Annotated in this window: 19 protein-coding genes; 13 read left to right on the forward strand and 6 right to left on the reverse strand. The window is 38.9% G+C overall.

The genetic code is table 11. The features are described 5' to 3' along the window. The first annotated feature begins 127 nt into the window (after positions 1 to 127). Together dxs and dnaA are read left to right on the forward strand one after the other, a co-directional pair. A complete protein-coding gene (dxs, locus tag ACL9RF_RS14630; protein ID WP_422801381.1) occupies positions 128 to 2,056 on the forward strand; it encodes a 1-deoxy-D-xylulose-5-phosphate synthase in 1,929 nt (642 codons plus the stop codon). 372 nt (positions 2,057 to 2,428) lie between these two features. Further along, positions 2,429 to 3,856, forward strand: coding sequence for a chromosomal replication initiator protein DnaA (dnaA, locus tag ACL9RF_RS14635; protein ID WP_422801382.1), 1,428 nt, complete (start codon positions 2,429 to 2,431; stop codon positions 3,854 to 3,856). Between the two features lie 117 nt (positions 3,857 to 3,973). On the opposite strand, the gene ACL9RF_RS14640 is transcribed toward dnaA, so the two are convergent. The 6 genes from ACL9RF_RS14640 to ACL9RF_RS14665 all read right to left on the reverse strand — a co-directional run bounded on the left by ACL9RF_RS14640 (position 3,974) and on the right by ACL9RF_RS14665 (position 9,143). After that, positions 3,974 to 4,327, reverse strand: a complete 354-nt coding sequence (locus ACL9RF_RS14640; RefSeq protein WP_422801383.1) for a hypothetical protein — start codon at positions 4,325 to 4,327, stop codon at positions 3,974 to 3,976. 244 nt (positions 4,328 to 4,571) lie between these two features. Next, positions 4,572 to 4,922: a hypothetical protein gene (locus ACL9RF_RS14645; protein WP_422801384.1), complete on the reverse strand. Its 351-nt coding sequence runs from the start codon at positions 4,920 to 4,922 to the stop codon at positions 4,572 to 4,574. Between the two features lie 93 nt (positions 4,923 to 5,015). Continuing rightward, the gene (gene lpxK / locus ACL9RF_RS14650) at positions 5,016 to 6,056 is read right to left on the reverse strand and encodes a tetraacyldisaccharide 4'-kinase (RefSeq protein ID WP_422801385.1); all 1,041 of its coding nucleotides are present in this window, start codon (positions 6,054 to 6,056) and stop codon (positions 5,016 to 5,018) included. Beyond that, positions 6,053 to 6,547 carry a gliding motility lipoprotein GldH gene (locus tag ACL9RF_RS14655; RefSeq protein ID WP_422801386.1) on the reverse strand — a complete coding sequence of 165 codons (495 nt, stop codon included), beginning with the start codon at positions 6,545 to 6,547 and terminating at the stop codon, positions 6,053 to 6,055. The genes lpxK and ACL9RF_RS14655 overlap by 4 nt, the downstream gene beginning before the upstream one ends. After that, a complete protein-coding gene (gene ricT, locus ACL9RF_RS14660) occupies positions 6,537 to 7,991 on the reverse strand; it encodes a regulatory iron-sulfur-containing complex subunit RicT (RefSeq protein WP_422801387.1) in 1,455 nt (484 codons plus the stop codon). The genes ACL9RF_RS14655 and ricT overlap by 11 nt, the downstream gene beginning before the upstream one ends. Positions 7,992 to 7,997: 6 nt before the next feature. Continuing rightward, a complete protein-coding gene (locus ACL9RF_RS14665; protein WP_422801388.1) occupies positions 7,998 to 9,143 on the reverse strand; it encodes an ATP-binding protein in 1,146 nt (381 codons plus the stop codon). A gap of 123 nt (positions 9,144 to 9,266) precedes the next feature. Here ACL9RF_RS14665 and dnaN point away from each other — a divergent pair, with 123 nt between their 5' ends. The 11 genes from dnaN to secA all read left to right on the forward strand — a co-directional run bounded on the left by dnaN (position 9,267) and on the right by secA (position 23,124). Then, complete coding sequence (dnaN, locus tag ACL9RF_RS14670) at positions 9,267 to 10,391, forward strand: DNA polymerase III subunit beta (RefSeq protein WP_422801389.1); 1,125 nt, start codon at positions 9,267 to 9,269, stop codon at positions 10,389 to 10,391. Between the two features lie 12 nt (positions 10,392 to 10,403). Continuing rightward, entirely contained in the window at positions 10,404 to 11,066 is a 663-nt protein-coding gene (locus ACL9RF_RS14675) for a DedA family protein (protein WP_422801390.1), read from the forward strand. Between the two features lie 87 nt (positions 11,067 to 11,153). Further along, positions 11,154 to 12,029 carry a YicC/YloC family endoribonuclease gene (locus tag ACL9RF_RS14680; protein ID WP_422801391.1) on the forward strand — a complete coding sequence of 292 codons (876 nt, stop codon included), beginning with the start codon at positions 11,154 to 11,156 and terminating at the stop codon, positions 12,027 to 12,029. A gap of 11 nt (positions 12,030 to 12,040) precedes the next feature. Further along, positions 12,041 to 12,610: a guanylate kinase gene (gene gmk, locus ACL9RF_RS14685; RefSeq protein ID WP_422801392.1), complete on the forward strand. Its 570-nt coding sequence runs from the start codon at positions 12,041 to 12,043 to the stop codon at positions 12,608 to 12,610. A gap of 67 nt (positions 12,611 to 12,677) precedes the next feature. Next, positions 12,678 to 13,253, forward strand: a complete 576-nt coding sequence (nadD, locus tag ACL9RF_RS14690; RefSeq protein ID WP_422801393.1) for a nicotinate (nicotinamide) nucleotide adenylyltransferase — start codon at positions 12,678 to 12,680, stop codon at positions 13,251 to 13,253. Between the two features lie 381 nt (positions 13,254 to 13,634). After that, entirely contained in the window at positions 13,635 to 13,823 is a 189-nt protein-coding gene (locus tag ACL9RF_RS14695) for a CsbD family protein (RefSeq protein WP_422801394.1), read from the forward strand. Positions 13,824 to 13,902: 79 nt separating this feature from the next. Beyond that, positions 13,903 to 14,679, forward strand: a complete 777-nt coding sequence (gene surE / locus ACL9RF_RS14700) for a 5'/3'-nucleotidase SurE (RefSeq protein WP_422801395.1) — start codon at positions 13,903 to 13,905, stop codon at positions 14,677 to 14,679. 9 nt (positions 14,680 to 14,688) lie between these two features. Then, on the forward strand, positions 14,689 to 14,952 hold the full coding sequence (locus ACL9RF_RS14705; protein WP_422801396.1) for a hypothetical protein: 264 nt from the start codon (positions 14,689 to 14,691) through the stop codon (positions 14,950 to 14,952). A 94-nt stretch (positions 14,953 to 15,046) separates the two neighbouring features. Then, positions 15,047 to 15,913, forward strand: coding sequence for a 1,4-dihydroxy-6-naphthoate synthase (locus ACL9RF_RS14710; protein WP_422801397.1), 867 nt, complete (start codon positions 15,047 to 15,049; stop codon positions 15,911 to 15,913). Between the two features lie 209 nt (positions 15,914 to 16,122). Next, entirely contained in the window at positions 16,123 to 19,320 is a 3,198-nt protein-coding gene (locus tag ACL9RF_RS14715) for a carboxypeptidase regulatory-like domain-containing protein (RefSeq protein WP_422801398.1), read from the forward strand. A gap of 501 nt (positions 19,321 to 19,821) precedes the next feature. Then, the gene (gene secA, locus ACL9RF_RS14720; RefSeq protein ID WP_422801399.1) at positions 19,822 to 23,124 is read left to right on the forward strand and encodes a preprotein translocase subunit SecA; all 3,303 of its coding nucleotides are present in this window, start codon (positions 19,822 to 19,824) and stop codon (positions 23,122 to 23,124) included. Positions 23,125 to 23,137: the final 13 nt, after the last annotated feature.

Here is a 23,137-nt window from a genome sequence, read left to right on the forward strand (position 1 = left end):
AAATTTAAAAGGAAAAAATGACAAGTCTATCTTTTTTAGGTGTTTTCCATATTTTATTTGGAGATATATAGTTATAGTTTATAGAATTAATTGTTACTTTGTATCTTATTTCTAAACTTTTTTAGGTATGCAAATAGAAGCTGAGGCACTTTTGAAGAATATACAATTTCCTTCGGATTTAAGGAAATTAAAAGAGTCTGATTTAGAGGAAGTTTGTAGAGATCTTAGGCAATATATTATCGATGTTGTATCGGTGCATGGGGGCCATTTTGCAGCAAGCTTAGGTGTGGTGGAACTAACGGTAGCCTTGCATTATGCATTGAATACACCCTACGATCAAATTATTTTTGATGTAGGCCATCAAGCTTATGGGCATAAGATTTTAACGGGGCGTAGAGCGCAGTTTCATACGAATCGGATTTTTGGCGGTATATCGGGTTTTCCAAAGCGCGATGAGAGTGAATATGATGCCTTCGGTGTAGGGCACTCCTCTACTTCTATTTCTGCTGCATTAGGTATGGCCGTTGCTTCTGCTTATAAGGGGGAAACGGACCGTCAACATGTTGCTATTATTGGCGACGGGGCTTTGACCGGAGGTATGGCATTTGAAGCCTTAAATCATGCGGGGATCGAAAAATCCAATCTCCTGGTAATATTAAACGATAACTGTATGTCTATCGACCCTAATGTTGGGGCAATGAAGGAATACTTAACCAGTATAACGACATCAAAAAGTTATAATAAATTTCGGGATGAATTAATTGCCGTATTGGCGAAAATATCTAAAAATGGCCCGGACGCTTACGGTTGGGCAAAAAAATTAGAGCAGAGCATTAAAGGAACACTGCTAAAGAATGCCAACCTATTCGAATCTTTAAATTTCCGCTATTTCGGCCCTGTGGATGGGCACGACGTCAATAAATTGACTAAAACATTAGAGCATTTAAAAGACCTTCCTGGTCCTAAATTATTGCATGTAGTAACCGTAAAAGGTAAAGGTTATGCCTTAGCAGAGAAAGATCAAACAAAATGGCATGCGCCTGGCTTATTTGATAAAATTACAGGCGAAATAAAAAAATCTACTTACGATAAACCGCAACCTCCAAAATATCAGGATGTTTTTGGCCATACTTTGGTAGAGCTGGCGGAAACGAACCCTAATATAATGGGTATAACCCCGGCTATGCCGAGCGGTTCGTCGATGAATATTATGATGAAGGCCATGCCAGATCGTGCCTTCGATGTGGGTATTGCGGAGCAGCATGCTGTAACGTTTAGTGCTGGTTTAGCAACTCAGGGCTTAATACCTTTCTGTAATATTTACTCTACTTTTATGCAAAGGGCCTATGATCAGGTGATTCATGATGTGGCTTTGCAGAAATTAAACGTTGTATTTTGCCTCGATAGGGCTGGCTTGGTGGGTGCTGATGGGCCTACGCATCACGGTGCTTATGATATCGCTTATATGCGCTGCATTCCGAACCTTACTATTGCTGCGCCTATGAACGAGGAGGAGTTGCGTAATATGATGTACACGGCACAGTTAGCAAATAAAGGTGCTTTTGTTATACGTTACCCTAGAGGTAATGGCGTGATGCCCGACTGGAAAAGGCCGTTTAAAGAGTTGCCTATTGGTAAAGGCCGTAAATTGGTAGATGGTGATCAGGTGGCTATCTTAAGTCTAGGCCATACCGGAAATGAGGTGGCTAAAGCGCTTACAACATTAAATTCTGAGGGTATATATCCGGCACATTACGATATTCGCTTCGTGAAACCATTAGATGAAAATTTACTGCATGAGGTATTTAAAAAATTCGATCGTGTAATAACGATTGAAGATGGTTGTCTGCCGGGTGGTTTTGGTGCGGCAGTATTGGAATTTATGGCCGATAATGGCTATAATGCTCAGGTTGTACGTCTGGGTATCCCGGATGTTATTGTTGAACATGGTGAACAGGATGAGCTGTGGCGTGTTTGTCATTACGATGCCGAGGCTGTAATAACAGAGTGTAGAAAATTAGCCAATTCGCAACCTACGCATACTATGGTAGGTTAAAAGCTACGCCAAGAAAAAATAGTAAATGCCACAAGAAATTGTGGCTTTTTTTTTGTGCTATACTTATCCGTTATGCATAACCGTATTTCCGTTTTTAAGTTTTCCACAGCAGCATCTAAACACCGGGGTTTTCCGTAGAAAAATGAAAAGAAATGAACGCTTCTGGGGCTTTGTGGAAAAGTATTATTGGGGGGTGATTTTTTAAATTAAAAGACGTTAAAAATTGAATTAAATCGCTGACTTACTGCAAGTTGTCTTTTTTTTGGCTTTTCATTTTTTTAGCTCAAAAAAAATTGTCATCTTCGTTGTGAGCGAAAGTTATAAACAATTAATGTGTCATTAATTGGTTTTCAAGTTATTAACAATTTTAGAATGGAAAAAACGCATTTAGGCGTATGGAATAATTGTCTTCAAATCATAAAAGATAATATTCCAGCGCAAAGTTTTAAGACATGGTTTGAGCCGGTGAAAGCGGTTCGTCTGGAGGGAAACGTTTTAACTATTCAGGTACCAAGTTTATTTTTTTACGAATGGTTGGAGGAGCATTACGTAGGTATACTCCGCAAGACTGTGAAGAAGTTTTTAGGCGAACAAGGCCGGTTAGAGTATAATATTGTTGTAGAGAAGTCGTCCGCAAATACGCCTTATACAACAAATTTGCCTTCTAATGGTAATGGAGCGGAAGCAAAAAAACAATCTATTCCTGTTCCGGTTGCGTTAAATAAAAACATAAAAAATCCATTTGTTATTCCTGGATTGAAAAAGTTGCAGGTTGACCCTCAATTAAATCAAAATTACACGTTCGACAATTTTGTGGAAGGTGAATGTAATCGTTTGGCACGTTCAGCGGGTTATGCGGTAGCCAATAAACCGGGGGGTACTTCCTTTAACCCTTTAATGTTGTATGGTGATGTGGGTTTAGGGAAAACGCATTTAGCACAAGCTATCGGTAATGAAATTAAGAAAAACTTGTCCGATAAGTTGGTGATTTATGTGTCTTGTGAAAAATTCTGCCAGCAATTTGTTGACTCTTTAAAAAATAATACAATCAATGACTTCGTAAATTTTTACCAAGCTATGGATGTTATTATTATGGATGATGTACACAATTTTGCTGGAAAAGAGAAAACACAGGATATTTTCTTCCATATCTTTAATCACTTACACCAATCGGGGAAACAGATTATTTTAACATCAGATAAAGCGCCTAAAGACTTGTCGGGTTTAGAAGAACGTCTGTTGAGTAGATTTAAGTGGGGCTTATCTGCTGATATTCAAATTCCAGATTTGGAAACTAGAATGGCCATCTTAAAGAAAAAAATGTATTCCGATGGTATTGAGCTTCCAGAAAATGTGGTGGAGTATGTGGCTACGCAGATTGATAATAGTGTGCGCGAACTGGAAGGGGCTATGGTTTCTTTATTGGCCCAATCTACGTTGAATAAAAAAGAAATCGATTTAAACTTAGCAAAATCAATGTTAAAGAATTTTGTTAAGAATACGCATAAAGAAATTTCTATGGAATATATTCAGAAATTAGTATGCGAATATTTCGAAGTACCTGTAGAAATGGTAAAGTCTAAAGTGCGGAAACGTGAGATTGTGCAAGCCCGCCAGATCTCGATGTACCTAGCTAAGAACCATACCAAATCATCATTAAAGTCTATTGGTAGCTTCTTTGGTGGTAGAGACCACTCTACCGTAATTTATGCCTGTCAAACTGTTGAAGATCTTATTGAAACAGATAAGAAATTTAAAACCTATGTTCAGGATATTCAAAAGAAATTAAAAGCTTCTTAAATAATCTTAAGGCTATATTATAGCATAGCCTAAGTTATTTTTTTGTCTTAAGAAATAATAAAAAAGGCTGTTCAAACTATTTGAACAGCCTTTTGTTAAAGATCTAATACCAGCCAATTACTTAACTTTAGCAGCTTCTTTTTCTTCCAGGTATTTTATGAAAAGTGCTTTTTGCTCATCTGTTAAGTTTTCAGAAATTTTGGAGTTAGCTGTAACTTTAACACCCCTAATCTGTTCCTTTTTAGTTGTGTCATCCAAGTCTGCATTCGCTTTGATCGCTTGAACAGCCGTAATTTTTTCTAGTTCAATGGCGTATATCACCTTTTGCTGCTCCTCTTTAAGGGTAAGCTTTTGTGTTAGCTCCGTAACAATTTCTTGGGCTTTCGTCTCGGGGTTTACTTGTTGTCCTTGTGCAAATGTCAATGTTATTGCAAATAAGAAACTCAATCCAGTTAAAATTAATTTTTTCATACTATTTAAATTTTAGTGTCCAACATGAATTTATAAACGATTTACACGATAATAACTCCGATTGTACTCCTTTTATTGCCTTTTTGTATCTTTAATGTTACAATTTAACATCACTTAACATTTTACATTTTTTCATTTTATTAAAAAATTACCTTTCTTGTATAGTGGCAAGATCTTATTAAATAAACAGATAAGGCGCTTTTTAAGCGTGTCTTACCTGTTTATTTATGACCTAGCGGATACTTTATTTGCGTCTATTTGTTTGTTGTTGCAGCAGCTCGTCGTACTTTACTGCTTGCTCCTTTGTTAAGAATGATTTAATTTTTTGATTTTGCTTATCAAATATTTCACGCCATTTACCTGGGTCTTGATTTCCACCTTTTCCTTTAAAATCTTGTTGGATTTTTAATACCGATTTATAAATAGAGTCCTGCTGTGGTTTATCTAGTCCTAGAGATTGTGTTAAACGTTCTGTTTGCACTTTTGCAATTTCTTCAGGGCTTCTTTTTTGTTCAGACCTGGGACCACGTTCCTGTGCAGTTGATACCGCAATGCTAAGTATAGCTGCAAAAATAAAGGCTGTTAAATTTTTCATAAAATCTATATTTTTTTGTAATAGATTAAATGTCAGGAATTTATTTTAGTTAAACGAGCAGGGAAAGTAAAGTTTAGGGAAGTTTAACCTTCCTTAATACTCCTTAACACTTTTAAGGTAGTTTTCGATGAAGGTATCGAAGGTATGCTGCTGCTGATCTACGGTTTTTAAGTGAATAGGAATATAATACAACGGCAACGTTTCAAAAGTATGTACGGGTATACGTTGTATATCCTTTTCTGTGGTAATAATAATTTTTTTGTCGCTAGTGATGGAATGGTATCGCGTTATTATCTTTTCAAAATCTGTATCGTTGTAATTGTAATGATCTGAAAACTGAAGTAATTCTACCCTATTCCCTGTTTTTAGCAAATATTGCACTAAGGGTGTTGGGTTGGCAATGCCACAGAATAAAAGGATGTCATAGTCCGTTAAAGCATCCGGTAATGGTTGTTTAGTAATGGACAAAGGGAGCTGATAAAATATTCCAGTATAAAATATTGGCGAGCGTGTATACTTGCGTAAAATATGTTCGATATGTGCCTTTTGTTCTTCAGTTATTACTTCGGGGCACTTCGTAATAACAAGTAAGTCTGCGCGTCTACTGGCCGATAGATTATCCCGAAAATCACCTGTAGGTAGGGGCAAAAGCGGCTTAAACAGGGAATAAAAATCGAATAGCAGTATACTGTATCCAGGCTTAAGTTTTCTGTGCTGATAGGCATCATCCAAAATTACCAAATCAAACTTATCCTGCAGTTTTTTTATTCCAGTTACCCTATCCTCACTTACCACTACGGTAATCTCGGGAAATTTACGCTTAAATTGTAAGGGTTCATCGCCTACCTGCGCTGCGGTAGAATCGATAGTTACGGTTCTATATCCTTTGGTTTTGCGGCCATAACCTCTACTTAAGGTAGCCAAGGTGTATCTGTCTTTTAGCAAACGTACCAGATACTCGGTCATCGGGCTCTTTCCTGTGCCTCCAACCGCCAAATTACCAATAACAAGGGTAGGAATTGTTGCCGTGTAGCTTTTAAATATATTTTTGTCGTAAAGACGGTTCCTAAGCCATACTATAGCTTGGTAAAGCAAACTAAAAGGCAAAAGTAGCCATCGAAACACCTTTATCATTTTTTTACAACCTTTAAGCCAACATCAACGATTCCTTTTAAAGGGCTTTCATTCATATTTTGTGCTATTTTAAAGGAATATAAGCCTGTATCCGGAAAGACTATATTTTTTAGTGCCAAATACTGGTATTCATATAATCCAGCTACGGTTTTGCCTAACCACTGGCCATCGGGTTTTGCTAATATTATTTCCTTGCTATAGGAAGTATCCTGTAAATTATTTCCTTTTTCTTGTAGCTGAAGATAAATATTCGAAAACTCATACTTATGCGTATGCCGTAGGTTTATATAGACATCGTAAGCTTTACTTTTATTTGATATATAAATATCAAACTGCGGTTTATTTTCATAAGACCAGCTTCGATTTTCTATAGGTTTATTCACCTCATAATACGCATTATCGCTGCAAGAGGATAGGCTGCAAAGGGTAATAATGCTATAGAAAAAAAACTTGTTCATACGTGAAAAAGGGCGACGAGTATTACTCGCCACCTTTATTTTGTTTTTCGTTATTTCTGTTTCTGTTCCGGTTATTGTTATAACGACGACGTTTTTGCGTATCGGGTTTATTATTGCCGGTCTCCGAATCTGCTCCCTTATTTTCAACTGTAACCTTTGCCTCTTTTTGAGCTTGAGGTTGCGGTTTTTGGTCTCTATGTTGCCTTGGCTCTCTTGGCTCCCGTTGTGGTTGCTGTTGCCTTGCAGGATTAGGTTTTCTGTTTTCTTTGGTTTCACGTGCCTCAGTAACCGTGCCTTCTTTTTTATTTACAGGGCTTACTGAAGATTTCGGTTTCACCTTTTTCTTTTTACGTTTTTTATTCTTTTCGTCCAGACGTGTTAAGCTATCTTGACCGACAACATTTTCGTAATCCAAGATTACCGGTTTTTTAGATTCCGTTTGCTGTGGAACATGGCCTAATGATTCGGGCTTTTGTCCTTTTTTGTTCATTTCAGCAAGCTCCTTCACCTTTGCTATAGGCAATGGAATCCAACTTTCAGCACCAGGAAACGAAAACCACATCGTTTTTTTGAAGATATCTGTTTTCTGTAAATAGGCCATACCATTTTGAGTTTCTATACGATCAACGTCATTTGGTATATCGCGCAAGGCATCCATATAACTGTCTAACTCAAAATTTAAACAACATTTTAACTTACCACACTGTCCAGCAAGTTTAAGGGTGTTTAAGGACAAATTCTGGTATCGGGCCGCAGAGGTAGATACTGTTTTAAAGTCTGTAAGCCAGGTGGAGCAGCATAACTCCCGCCCGCAGGAGCCTATCCCCCCCAAACGGCTAGCTTCCTGCCGCATACCGATTTGCCGCATCTCAATACGGATACGGAAAGATTCGGCCATTTTTTTTATAAGTTCTCGAAAATCAACTCGCCCTTCTGCGGTATAGTAAAAGGTAGCTTTCGTTTTATCACCCTGATAATCTACATCCGAAATTTTCATGGATAAACCCAGATCTAACGCCAACTTTCGAGCCTTGTGCATGGTTTCCCATTCCAGATCTTTTGCCGCATTATATTTGCTAACGTCTCCTTCGTTGGCTTTACGATATAATTTCTTCGCAACAGATTCTAACGTTATGTTATTTTTCTTCAGCTGCAACCGAACCAATTCCCCGGTTAGGGAAACGTGCCCAATATCATAGCCTCCCGTTGCGGGCTCTACAGCGACCATCTCCCCCATTTCTAGGTAAATATTGTCGGCATTTATAAAGTAATCCTTTCGAGATCCTTTAAAGCGTACTTCAACAATGTCGAAGGGTTTATAGTTAGATGGCAGGTCCATATCAGACAGCCAGTCATATACATCTAATTTATTACATCCGCTGGTCATGCAAGAACCGTTGTTATTACAACCTGCCGGAACGGTACCTAATTTACCTGAACCACAGCCACCACCGGATGAGCAACTACCACATCCCATATTTATTTATATATATTGAGTCCCACTTGGGAACGTTTGATACTTAAACAATAAAACCAATTGCAAAGATAAATCTAAAAATAATATTTTAGGATTACCATTTCTTTCAATACCATAATGAGCCTTTTCCAGTAAGTTTATCGCTTCTTCAAGCTGCTCAAACTGAAATAACCCACTGAATTTTTCTACAAAACCTAATTCTTCCTCCTGTAGAAACACCAATTTACGCATACCTTGCTGATATAGAATAATCTGCCGCAGCATATTTATGGCATAAAGTAAGAAACTTTTTTGATTTTCCCTACCCCATTTGGCTAGGTTTTCTTCTGTTATAGAAATAATATCCTTACCACTATCCGTAACAATATAACGTAACCACTGCACTAAAGTGTCGAAAGATGCCTTTTCGCCTTTATGGCGGATTAAATCTAAAGCCTCCTGTAAATTACCATCGGCTATAAATGCAATTTCATTGGCTTGATTTTTATCGATTTTTTTTTCCTCCATAAGATAACCTGTTATCTCCTCATGTTGAAGCTTATGGATTTTCACTAATTGTGTTCGAGAGATTATCGTATTAATTATTTTGTCTTGGTTTTCGGCGACCAAAAGGAAAAGTGTTTTCTCTGGGGGTTCTTCAATAAGTTTTAACAGCGCATTTCCTTGGCTGTCTAAATACTCGGGAAGCCACATGATTAGTACCTTGTACTCCGCTTCAAAAGATTTTAAACTTAATTTTTTAAGGATTGCATGCGCCTCCGCGATGTTGATGTTGGCTTGTTTATTGCCCGCATCTAAATGCTCTCGCCAATAGGAAAGCCCTAAATAGGGGTTTTCTAAGAAACATTTGCGCCATTCTTCGATATAAGCGCTTGCCGTTTCTTCTTTGGACTTCGCATAAAATGGATAAGAAAAGTGAAGATCGGGATGTATAAGCCGGCTATATTTACGGCATGACGCACAGGTTCCACAACTATCGTCTGCTTGTTTCTCGGTGCAGTTGATATATTGTGCATAGGCTAAAGCAAGCGCTAAGGAGCCAGATCCCTCAGGGCCTAGAAACAATTGTGCATGACTAACTCGGTTGGTTTTTACCGTATTGATTAAGTGTTGCTTAATACTTTTGTGGCCTATTACTTCCTTAAATTGCATATCGATATCTGTACAAATGTACTAAAATTTAAACGGAACATTTTAAAAAGGTTATGTGGGTTTATATGGTAAAACTTAATTCTTTTATGTATTATTGCATATAAAAAAATACTTACGTTAGCAATGAGATTTATAGTATCCACATCAGTATTATTGAAGCAACTACAAGCAATTAGTGGTGCATCTAGTAGTAGTACCGTTTTACCCATCTTGGAAAATTTCTTATTTGAAATCAAAGATAATATCTTAACGATTTCAGCAACAGATTTGCAAACCAGCATGGTTACATCCTTGCCTATTGAGGCTAAAGAAGAAGGTCGTGTGGCTATGCCTTCAAAGATTCTTATTGATACGTTAAAAACTCTTCCCGATCAGCCTGTAGCATTTTCAGTGGATACCGCTACGTTGGCTATTGAAATTTCTGCTGGAGATGGAAAATATAAGTTAAGTGGTGAAAACGCCGAAGACTTCCCAAAAATTCCCGTTGTGGATAATGTTTCTACCTTGAAATTTCCAGCCTCTATCTTAGCGGAAGCAATTAATAAAACCATATTTGCCGTAAGTAACGATGAACTTCGCCCTGCAATGTCGGGTGTGTTTGTGCAGTTGGGTGAACAGAATATTACTTTCGTTGCTACGGATGCTCATCGATTAGTGCGCTATCGCCGTACGGATGTGAGCACCGATAAATCTACTTCGATTATCCTTCCGAAGAAAGCATTGACGTTATTAAAATCTTCTCTGCCATCCGACGAAACGACGGTATCTTTAGAATATAATGCTACAAATGCTTTTTTTCAGTTTGGAAGCATCAACCTTATTTGTCGCTTAGTAGACGAGCGTTACCCGGATTATGAGGCCGTAATTCCGCAATTAACGCCTAATAAATTAACTGTTGATCGTTCTTTATTCTTAAATACTTTACGTCGTGTAGTTATTTTCGCCAATAAAACTACCCATCAGGTTAGATTAAAAATTAGTGGTAGCGAGTTGCATATTTCTGCGGAAGATCTTGACTTTGCCAATGAAGCACATGAGCGTTTAAATTGCCAGTTTGAAGGTGAAGACTTAGAGATTGGCTTCAATGCCAAATTCTTGGTGGAGATGTTAAATAACCTAAACTGTGAGGAGGTGGTTCTGGAAATGAGTACACCAAACCGTGCTGGACTTCTATTCCCTGCAGTAAAACAAGATAATGAAGATATTCTAATGTTGGTTATGCCAGTAATGTTGAACAATTACAATTAATCGAAAACGACATTGGAACTGATAACTTCACTTATTGATTTTATTCTGCATATTGATAATCATTTGGTAGAAATTGTTAATAATTACCAAATGTGGACTTACCTTATTCTGTTTCTGATAATTTTTGTGGAAACAGGCGTAGTGGTTATGCCGTTTTTACCGGGCGATTCTTTATTATTTGCTGCTGGTATGTTGGCTGCACAGCCTAACGATTTAAATATTTGGATATTGATTGTGCTGTTGCTTATTGCTGCTATAACTGGTGATTCCTTAAACTATGCCATCGGTAAACGCTTTGGAATGGGCATTACGCGCTTTAAATTGTTTGGTAAGCAGGTGGTGAAAGAAGAGCAGATTGCGAAAACGCATGCCTTTTATGAAAAATACGGTAGCAAAACAATTGTTATTGCCCGCTTTGTGCCCATTGTTCGTACCCTTGCTCCTTTTGTTGGCGGCATTGGAAAAATGAACTACGGTACCTTTATTACCTATAATGTTGTAGGTGCTATACTTTGGGTAGTGGGCTTAACCTTAGCAGGCTACTTTTTAGGTAATATTCCTTTTATACGGGATAATTTTTCAAAGGTAGTGCTGGCCATCATATTTTTATCCGTTTTACCGATTATATTCGAGGTATTGCGGGATAAGTTTTCAAGCAAAAAGGAAGTCCAATAAGACTTCCTTTTTGTTTTTCTACTGTATACCTTTATTTCCAAGGGGAATATCCCTCGTATTACACAAAATTTTTCCCTACTTTTGCATATGATAAAATCAATGACCGGATATGGTGTAGGTACGCAGGAAAATGCGAAGGTTAAATACACTGTTGAGATAAAATCGCTAAATTCAAAATTTTTAGAATTAGGCATACGTTTACCTAAGGCGGTGTCTGATAAAGAATTGACCCTTCGTGGTGAATGTGGTAAGCTTATCGAACGTGGGAAAGTTAATGTCTTGATTTCTTCTGAATACGCCGACCAAACGGCAAAAGCTTCTTCCATAAATGGAGAGCTCCTTAAAAAATATTATCAGCAACTTAAAGATATTGCCACCGAACTTGGCGAGCCTAACGAGAGCTTGTTTCAAGCAGCTCTAAATATGCCTGAAGTAATTTCTAATTCCGATGATGCAGTGGATGAGGATGAGGGTAAAGTGTTAATGGATGCGTTTTATGCCGCTGTAAAACATTTTAATACCTTTAGACAGGATGAAGGGATGGTGCTTAAAACGGATCTTGAAAACCGTGTAGGCCTTATCTTAACTTATCTTTCTGAAGTGGAGGCTGTGGAAGGCGACCGTATCCCTTTGATTCGTGAACGTATCCATCAGTATATGGAAAAAACTGTAGGTAAAGAAAATATCGATCAAAATAGATTTGAACAGGAGATTATCTATTATATTGATAAATTAGATATTACCGAAGAAAAGGTACGCTTAAGAAGCCATTGTGATTACTTCTTAAAGGCCTTATTAGCATCGGATTCTAATGGTAAAAAATTGGGATTTATTTCTCAAGAAATGGGACGTGAGATTAATACTTTAGGTTCTAAAGCGAATAATGCAAACATACAGCAGATCGTAGTGCGTATGAAAGAAGAATTGGAAAAAGTTAAAGAACAGCTTTTAAACGTACTTTAAGAAATAGTATAATGACGGGTAAATTAATTATATTTTCTGCTCCTTCTGGTGCAGGAAAAACAACAATTGTAAAACATCTATTAACAAAACATAGCGATAAAATAGCCTTCTCAATTTCTGCTAGTACGCGTGAACCCCGCGGTACTGAAGTCGATGGCAAGGATTATTATTTTATATCCAAGGAAGAATTTTTGCATAAGATTGCCAAACAAGAGTTTATCGAGTTTGAAGAAGTGTATTCCGGTACTTTTTACGGTACACTACGTGCTGAAGTGGAACGTATTTGGGCACTGGGCAAGAGTGTGATCTTTGATATCGATGTAGTAGGTGGATTGCGCTTAAAATCTAAATTTCCCGATGAGGCTTTAGCAATTTTTGTTAATCCCCCATCTTTGGAAGTCTTGAAGCAGCGTTTGTCGGGCAGAGGAACAGATTCTGAAGAGAAGCTGCAGGAACGTTTTGCTAAGGCGGAGCATGAATTAAGCTTTGCCGATAAATTTGATGTTATCTTAAATAATTTTGATTTAGATACCGCTTGCAATGAAGCGGAAAAGTTGGTGTTAGACTTTTTAGAAAATTAACGGATCAATCTACCGTCCGGAACAGGTGCTTTGTGCTGTGGACGGTAGCTTAAAAAATGTGCCAGCTATGAAGTTAACCGGTCTTTTTTTTGGGTCTTTTAACCCTATTCATGTAGGGCATTTGATTATAGCCAACTATATGGCCAATTATACCATGCTTGATGAGGTGTGGTTTGTCGTATCTCCACAAAATCCTTTTAAAGAAAAAAAGAGTCTTGGAAATATGTACGATCGTTTAGAAATGGTAAATCTTGCCATTGCGGGTAGTGAGAAATTAAAAGCTTCTGATATAGAATTTTCTTTGCCTCAGCCCTCGTATACGATTGACACGTTAATACATCTACATGAAAAATACCCCAATAGGGAATTTGTTCTTATTATGGGTGAGGATAATTTGGTAGGTTTTACCAAATGGAAAAATGCCGATATTATTCTACGCGATTATAAATTAATGGTATACCCGCGCCCTGGTTATGATGCCGGCGTTTTAAGACAGCATCCCGCAGTTACGATGACGGATACTCCGGTTATGGAACTATCCTCCACTTTCATTCGTAAGGCTATTCAAGCTAAGCAGAGTATTCAGTTTTTTACGCCCGAAAAGGTTATCGAATTTATCGATAAAAAAGGCATGTATTCTTAGCCAAACGCAGTTTCTGCTTTTTAGGCTGTTCCACGGGAAATCTTTCCTGAGGCTTGTTGTATCCGGATGGTTCTGTAAAACGCTAAGCTGGAGCAGAAGTGGATTCGTAAATGCCCTGCCCAGGGCTTATTTCGGCTCCTGTCTTTAAGTTGGCTTGGGCAAGGTATGTCAAGATATGCCGCGGGATATGGGGCGTAGTGTAGGGAACATATTAAGGCCTTTTTTTGCAGCAACGTTTTTTATGCCCTCCCAAAGAGTAATAATTATAAACCAGCCTTAAGTATAGCTTTTGGTTGTAGGATCTTGAGATTTAAAATTTTTAAAACCTTATTACTTAGCGCTTGTTCTATTGATAGAAACTTTTAAAAAACGGAGGAAAAAATGGACAAACTAGATTTAAAGGGAAAATGGAACGAAATGAAGGGTAAAATTAAACAAGAGTATGCAGATTGGACCGATGATGATTTAAAATATGAGGAGGGCAAGGATGATGAATTATTGGGGCGTTTGCAGCAGAAATTAGGTAAAGCACGAGAAGAAGTTGTCGATTGGTTGAAAGGCTTAGGCTAGACCCAAAAAACAAATTGTTAGATAAGTTGCTCAGTTTTCTCGGAAGACTGGGCTTCTTTTTTTTTATTACCTTAGTGCCATGGCAGAATTAAAACCTACAATATTGGTGGTTAACGATGATGGTATCACCGCTCCAGGTATAAAAGTACTTTTGGAAGAAATGCAAAAAATTGGCCATGTAATCGTGGTCGCTCCGGATGGCCCGCAGTCTGGAATGGGCCATGCTATTACAATTGGTAAACCCTTACGCTTGGATAAAATTGATCTTTATGAGGGTGTTGAAATGTATAAATGCTCGGGCACACCTGTAGACTGTGTAAAGTTGGCTGTGGATAAAATCTTTAAAGGTAGAAAACCAGATTTGTGCGTTTCGGGGATTAATCATGGTCTTAATTATTCGATTAATGTGCTTTACTCTGGTACCATGTCTGCTGCGGTGGAAGGCGCCATTGAGGATATACCTTCTATTGGTTTTTCGCTCGATGATTTTTCGCACCATGCGGATTTCTCCCATTGCCGCTCTTATATTTTGGGAATAGCCAAGCAGGTCATGCAAAATGGCTTGCCCAAAGGTACTTTGCTGAATGTTAATTTTCCGCATATCGATACAGGTATTAAGGGGGTTAAAATCTGTAGACAGGCTACTGCCAACTGGGTAGAGGAGTTTGATCACCGTATTGACCCTAATAATAGAGAATATTTTTGGATGACGGGTAAATTTCAGTGGAATGACAGAGGTGAGGATACCGATGTTTTTGCTATTAATAATGGTTATGTATCCGTAGTACCTACACAGTTTGATATGACGGCTCACCATGCTATTCCGGAGTTGAACTCCTGGAGTTTTGATGTTTAAGACAAACAGATGAAAGATTCTCTTTTTTTTGGCACAATTATCGGCAGTATCGCCCCTTTGCTGGCTTTTGCCCTTAACAGCTATACAGCCTTGCAGGCCTTATATTTTGCCGATAAGCCCATAGCGTTGTTTGTTGTGGCTGCTGGTATTAATTTAGTGATCATGCGATTTACCTATCGGGCGGGTAAGGAAAACCTGGCCAAGGGTATTATGCTGATTACATTTTTAGCCATGTTGGTTTTAATACTTGGCCAGCGTTTTAAAATTTACTAGATCTTGATCTTTTGGTCATATTATTATTATATTTTGAAAGGACAGTGGTATCCCTTGTTGCGATCCTTAAATTTGTATAATTAAAAGATAAAAAATGAAGTTAAGTTTAGGTTTCTCCCCCTGTCCAAATGACACGTTTATATTTGATGCTTTAATACATCATAAAATTGATACGCTAAATCTAACGTTTGATGTGCAGTATCATGATGTAGAAACCTTGAATCATAAGGCTTTTCAGCAGGAGCTCGATATTACCAAATTGAGTTATCATGCTTTCGCGTATGCACAGGAGCATTATGAGCTACTGGATGCGGGCTCTGCACTGGGTTTTGGTGTTGGCCCCTTGTTAATTACTAAGGATAAGGATTTGGCTGCTGCATTGGCACAATATGCTGGAACAGAACTTCCTGAAGAATATAAAAATTTACGTATCGGTATTCCCGGTAAATTTACAACAGCGAATTTTTTAATGGGTCTGGCGTTTCCTACGCTGCTGAATAAGCAGCAACTGGTGTTTTCGGATATTGAAAATGCACTGCTACAGGAACAGATAGATATCGGCTTGATTATTCATGAAAATAGATTTACCTATGCCAGTAAGGGGCTTCATAAAATTGTGGATCTCGGCGATTTTTGGGAAAAAACAACACAGAGTCCCATTCCTTTGGGCGGTATTGTTATTAAAAGAGATTTGCCTGATAGCCTCAAGCAGCAGGTAAACAATTTAATTCGGGAGAGTGTAGAATTTGCCTTCCAAAATCCAAAATCAGGATTCGCCTATATCCGCTCGCATGCTCAGGAGATGGATGAGGAGGTGATGTATAAACATATTGAACTTTATGTAAACCAGTACACTAAAGATTTGGGCGATAAGGGGCGGGCGGCAATACGGCAGATGTTCGATCGCGCTAGGGCGTTAAAACTAATACCCGAAAGCACTAAAAATATTTTTCTTACCTAAAAAAATTAGGAGTGCCGTTGCGTAGGCAGGCACTCCGTTTTCCATCGCCTTTAGGGCAGCTCTTCCCGCCTGTATGCTACTGTAACTCGTTTATAGTATGGCACTAATCCGTATTTACTAGGGTGAAAACCTAACAGCAAATTAATGTTGAGTTACTAATTAGTTTATATGCTACCTATAGTTTTGTGCAATATTAATCACAACTATATATGCAATTTATAAAATCTACTAATCGAAGTATTTTATGCTTACAATCCTTGTTTGTATTGCTGGCCATCTTATGTGGCGCTACAGTATTTGCGCAAGGAAATTTAGCCTCCCTAACTGGGCATGTTGCGAATGCAAATCGTGCTGCCGTAAAAGGGGTGACCGTACATGTACGCAATGAATCTACAGGTTTTACAACCAAGTCTGTGACCAATGAAAGGGGAAATTTTGATATTAAACAGTTACCACTGGGTGGCCCGTATACGGTTGTGGTAGAAGATATGGAGTTTGGTAAGGGTACCGTTTCGGGCATTAACCTTAACCAGGGGGATGTAGCACGGGTAAATATAGATTTGGTTGCATCTACGGCTTATTTAGATGCGGTGGAGGTAAAGGCGTCGGCATTGAAAAATACAAAGGATTACTTGGGTGCGGCGACCGCATTTTCTTCGCAAACTATTCGTTCCTTACCCGTTAATGGACGTAATTTTACCTCATTGACAGATTTGTCTCCTTTGGCAAAGGGGGGCAGTATTTCTGGACAATTGGGCTCGTCTACAAATTTTACCATCGATGGTATGAATGCTAAAAACCCGACCTCTGCCGGGTCAACCACAAGTCGTAGTGGTGCACCCTACTCTATTTCTATGGAGGCTGTGCGCGAGTTTAAGGTGGTAACCAACCAATATGATGTTACTTTTGGACGCAGTGGTGGTGGTACAATTAGTGCGGCAACAAAATCGGGTACCAATACCTTAACGGGTTCGGCTTTTGTTTATGGCCGTGCAGATTGGCTAACAAGTCCATACGATATTCGTGGTAATAAGCGTATCGGTAATTATTCAACTTACCAGTATGGTTTCTCCTTGGGAGGGCCTATCCTTAAAGATAAACTTCATTTCTTTGCCGTTTGGGATAGACAACAGGATAACCGCTCTTTGTTGATAGCGGATGTGCGTTCGTCGGCAAATGAGGCTTTGTATAAAATTAACCAGACGACCTTAGATCGTTATTTGGGCATTGCCCGTTCTAAATATGGTGTTTCAAACCAAGCGCAGGTTGGTGCCATTCCAAAGAAAAGAACTTCCGATGCGGTTTTTTTACGCTTAGATTGGCAAATTGATGAAAAGAACTTGTTAACGGTTCGTAATAACCTTACCTACGATTATAACCCTATGGGCTTGTCAGATAATACGAGTATCAATATCTTAGAATCTTATGGTAATGACAAAAACTTTGACAATAGTTTATTAGCGACCTTACGTACATCGCTATCTTCCCGCTTAACAAATGAACTGAAGGTACAGCATTTATATGTGTATCAGAATAGTACACAAGGGGATCAGATCGGTAAGAATTATATCCCTCGTGCTATTGTGGAGAATGTTGCTTCGTCTATCGATGGTAAAACCTTGACGACAAATATTCAGTTGGGGGGGCATCGTTTTGCGCAGGAAGGGTTTAAAAATAATGTTTTCCAGTTTACAGATAATCTATACTATGACACGGATTGGGCCAAGTATACCTTTGGTGTAGATGTTATGGCCTCTAAATCTATTTCGCGTTATGGCTCGGAGGTGAATGGCAGATTTCACTTTACGTCAAGTGAAAACAAAAGTGCCTTGGATAATTTTGAAGACCTTAAGCCGTATCGCTATTATAGAGAGGTGCCTTTGAAGGATGATATCTCTGTGCGTGGTACTATTGTCAATGTTGGCCTTTACGGACAGATGAAAAAGAACCTTGCTCCTGGTCTAGAAATGACAACGGGTTTGCGTTTTGATTATGCTTCGTATCCCACAGCCACGTATAATGACTTAGTTTTTAAGGAACTTGGCATTCGTACAGATAATAAATTAAAGTCTTTCATTGCGCAGCCTCGTGTACAGTTTACTTGGGATATCAATGAAAACCAACGGGATATTATTCGTTTAGGTGGTGGTATTTTTGCCTCGGATATTAACAATTATGTTATTATCAATAACCTTACTTTCGATGGTAGTAATTTAGCGACTGTGGATGTACGGGGTAACGATGTGCCTACACCTGACTTTATAAAATACCGGCAGGATCAAAGTGCTATTCCTGCTTTGGATAGTAAGTTCCAAACAAAAACAATTAATTATACTGGTGATGACGCTAAAGTGCCTACAATTTATAAGGCTAATTTATCGTATACGCGTTTCATTACCGATAAATTTAAAGTGGGTGTTACGGGTTATATGACCTTAGCGCGTAATAATTATACCTATGTAGATCGCAATATGGTTAAGGATCCTTTCTTCAGATTGGAAAATGAGGGTAACAGAGGGGTGTTTGTTCCTAAAAACTCTATCCCTGCCAATGGGCAGCCGGATTGGCAGAAAGGCCGTATTTCTGATAAATTAGGCCGTGTACTGGAGTTAACGAGCCAGGGGAAAGTGAATCAATTTGCCGTGGTGGTCGATGGTACGTATAATTACTTTAAGGATGGTATACTGAACGTAAGTTATACTTGGAATGATACCAAAGATAATACCTCTTTTAATGGGAATGTGGCCAACTCCGCAACGCTTTCACAACCGGTAGCGGACGACCCTCGTGATTTACGTGCGATCACTTATTCTGATAATCAGTTTAGACATAAAGTTGTAGTATATGGTACGTTACCGACGTTTTATGGTGTTAACATTGGCGTAAGGTATACGGGTATTGGCGGTACACGTTATAGCTTATTGGCTGGAGCGAATGTGAATGGTGATTTCGTTACCTCGTCGAATGATTTAGCTTATATTTTTGATTATAAAAATGCAGCAACACCTGAACATTTAAGAAAGGGCCTACAGGCGATATTAGATAATCCTGAAGCAAGCCAAAGTATGAAGGATTATATCGTGAAGTACGCCGGTAAAATTGCCGAAAGAAACGGTGGCGAAAATGATTTCTTCGGTACTGTGGATCTACGGGTTAGTAAAAACTTTAGGTTCTATAAAACGCATGCTGTTGAAATTTCTGCTGAGGTTTTTAACTTCGGTAATATGTTGAAGAAAACCTGGGGAGTAAATAAATCTTTAGGCAACCAGGCTATTTATCGCTTACAGGATAAAAATGGTTTTGATCAATCTACAGGTCAGTTTAATTATAATGTGAACAGTATTGGTCTGGCGAGCCCTTCTGGTAATCCTTATCAGGTGCAGTTGGGTGTGCGATATGCTTTCTAAATTGTATCAAAATTTTATTTGTAAGGGGCCCTTTATGGTGCCCCCAAATGTTTAGACACATTTAGTTCGTAGAATTTGTTATTATAATGAGCTCGATATTACATCGGGCTCATTCCGTTTACATGGTGTTTTATCTTTTTGGGTGGTAATTGCGGGCTTAGCGCTCTTTGGGGTTACTGCACTCCGTAAAGAAGGGCTATGTCGGGTAGGCTGACTTAAAATATCCGCTACTTAAGCGGGTCGATAGCAATAATCTATGGATTTATTTTGGTAGATTTGGTACATGAAAAACGACAATATTTAAGGCTTTGAAGCTAATTTTTGCCTTAAAAACGCTTTCTTTTGATACCTTTATTCATATAGACAGGAATTTGAAAAAAAATCGCTGTTATTGTGAAAGTTATCAGTTCGAATAATTAAATTTGCCCGGTCGGTGCCAAAATGTCTTGATTTTGTTTTTGGAGTCAATTTTGTGCATGAAGTAAGAGATAAAAATATATTATGTTAAAATTCTTAAGTAAATTATTTGGTAGCAAGTCAGAACGTGATATCAAAGCTATTCAACCTATCGTTAACAAGATTAAGGAGGAATATAGTAAACTTACCAACTTGTCGCATGATGAGCTACGTGCTAAAACGACAGAATTTAAAAGTCGTATACAAGAATATTTAAAAGATATAGATAGCGAAATTGCTGACCTTAAACTTAAGGCAGATGCCGACGATACTGATATGTCCGTAAAAACGGATATCTATGAAAAGGTTGATAAATTAAATAAAGAAAGAGATAAAAAGCTTGAAGAGGTTTTATTAGAGCTCTTACCTGAGGCTTTTGCGGTGGTAAAAGATACGGCACGCCGTTTAACAGAAAATTCGGTGTTGGAGGTTACAGCTACTGAATTTGACAGAAATATTGCCGCTCGCAAAGCGAATGTTACTATTCAAGGGGATAAGGCTTTATGGAGCAATAGCTGGAGTGCCGCGGGTACGCAGGTTACCTGGAATATGGTGCATTATGACGTTCAGCTTATTGGTGGTATTGTATTACACCAAGGTAAAATTGCCGAAATGTCTACGGGTGAGGGTAAAACATTAGTGGGTACTTTACCGACTTACTTAAATGCCTTATCTGGTCAGGGAATTCATATCATTACGGTGAATGATTACTTGGCAAAACGTGACTCTGAATGGAATGGACCTTTGTTTGAATTCCATGGTTTAAGTGTTGATTGTATCGATAAACATCAGCCTAACTCGCCTCAACGTCGCGACGCTTATAAAGCGGATATTGTCTATGGTACGAACAATGAATTTGGCTTCGACTACCTGCGTGACAATATGACACAAACACCTGATGCAATGGTGCAGCGTAAGTTGCATTTTGCGATGATTGATGAGGTGGATTCGGTATTAATCGATGACGCACGTACGCCATTAATTATTTCTGGCCCTATTCCTATGGGGGATCAACATGAGTTCTATCAGTTGAAACCTAGGATTGAGAAATTGGTAAATGCACAAAAAGCGTATATTAATACGGTCTTTAATGAAGCTAAAAAGGCAATTGCCAATGGCGACACGGATGCTGAAGGTGGTGGCTTAGCTTTATTCCGCTCTTTCCGTGGTCTTCCTAAAAATAAAGCCTTAATTAAGTTTTTAAGTGAAGGAAACCACCGCCAGATTTTGCAGAAGGTAGAAAACTACTACATGGCGGAGCAGAATCGTAATATGCCGAAGGCGGATAAAGATCTGTTCTTTGTTATTGATGAAAAGAATAATCAGGTAGAGCTTACGGAAAAAGGTATTGAATTGATTACCGCTTCGGGTGAAGATCCTAGCTTCTTTATCTTACCGGATGTAGGTACTGAGATTGCAGAAATCGAAAAATCTGATGTTGCTTTAGAGGAAAAGGCTGCACGTAAGGAAACGTTATTGCGTGATTACTCGGTTAAGGCGGAACGTATTCACTCCATAAACCAGTTGTTGAAAGCGTATACCTTATTTGAAATCGACGATCAGTATATCGTTGACGAGGGTAAAGTGAAAATCGTTGACGAGCAGACGGGCCGTATTATGGATGGCCGTCGTTACTCGGATGGCTTACACCAGGCGATTGAAGCGAAAGAAAACGTGAAGGTTGAGGATGCTACGCAAACTTATGCTACGATTACTTTACAAAACTACTTCCGTATGTATCACAAGCTTTCGGGCATGACGGGTACGGCATCTACTGAAGCGGGTGAGTTGTGGGAAATTTATAAATTGGATGTTGTAGAGATCCCTTCGAACAGGGGTATTCAGCGCCACGATAGAGAGGATTTAATCTACCGTACAGCACGTGAAAAATATAATGCGGTAGCGCAGGAAATTCAAACCTTAACCGAGCAAGGTCGCCCGGTGTTGGTGGGTACTACATCGGTGGAGATTTCGGAATTGTTAAGCCGTATGTTGAAGTTGAGAGGCATTAAACACAATGTGTTAAATGCGAAACTTCACCAAAAAGAAGCGGATATTGTGGCTGAAGCTGGTCGCCCAGGGCAGGTAACCATTGCGACAAACATGGCTGGTCGTGGTACGGATATTAAGTTGTCTGAGGAGGTTATTAAGGCGGGTGGTTTAGCAATTATCGGTACGGAGCGCCATGAGTCTCGCCGTGTTGACCGTCAGTTAAGAGGTCGTGCCGGTCGTCAGGGAGATCCCGGATCGTCGCAGTTCTTTGTATCCTTAGAAGATCAGCTAATGCGTTTATTTGCCTCGGAACGTATCTCCAATATTATGGTGAAAATGGGCGTTGAAGAGGGCGAGGTTATGCAACATAGTATGTTGACTAAATCTATCGAACGTGCACAACGTAAGGTGGAGGAAAATAACTTCGGTATCCGTAAGCGTTTATTGGAGTATGATGATGTGATGAACTCGCAGCGTACTGTAATTTATTCTAAACGTAAAAATGCACTTTTCGGTGAACGTTTGGATGTGGATTTGAATAATACCATCTATGATGTGGTGGAGGATGTGATAACGGAAGCGAAAGAAGGGGGATCTTATGAAGAATTCCAAATCGAAGTTATTCGAATATTTGCCGTAGATCCTGCGATTACTGCAGCAGATTTTGCGTCTAATTCCATCGCGCAGTTGTCGGATAAATTGTTCCATCAGATCATAACGCATTATGAACATAAAGCGAAAGCACTAGGCGAGCAGACTTTACCTGTTTTAGAGGGAGTATTGGCCGAGCGGGGTGATATGGTAGAAAATATCGTTGTTCCTTTTAGTGATGGTATCCGTGGTATTCAGGTTTCTACGAATCTTAGAAAAGCGGTGGAGACTAAAGGCGCGGAAGTTTTCAAATCTTTCGAAAAAGGTATAGTTCTTGCTTTGATTGATGAGGCATGGAAAGAGCACCTTCGCGAAATGGATGATTTGAAACAGTCTGTGCAGAATGCGGTTTATGAACAAAAAGATCCTATTATTATTTATAAAATGGAGGCTTTTGAATTGTTCAAGTCCATGTTAGCTTCGATGAATAAGGAGATTGTAAGCTTCTTATTTAAAGGGGAGATTCCTGGACAGCAACAGCCGGAAAACGTGCAGGAAGCAAAGCCTGTTCCTGCTCAGCCTCTGCATGTTAAAGCAACAAAAGAGGAGTTGACATCACCTACAGGGGTGTCTGAGGAGGATTTGGATACGCAAGCAGCTCCGGTTACTCAGCCTATCCGTAAGGAACAGACGGTCGGTAGAAACGATGAATGTCCTTGTGGTTCGGGCTTGAAGTACAAGAACTGTCACGGCAAAAATGGATAATAATAAATAATTT

Origin of the sequence: Sphingobacterium sp. Mn56C (genome assembly GCF_049319645.1) — a bacterium.
GTDB lineage: Bacteria > Bacteroidota > Bacteroidia > Sphingobacteriales > Sphingobacteriaceae > Sphingobacterium.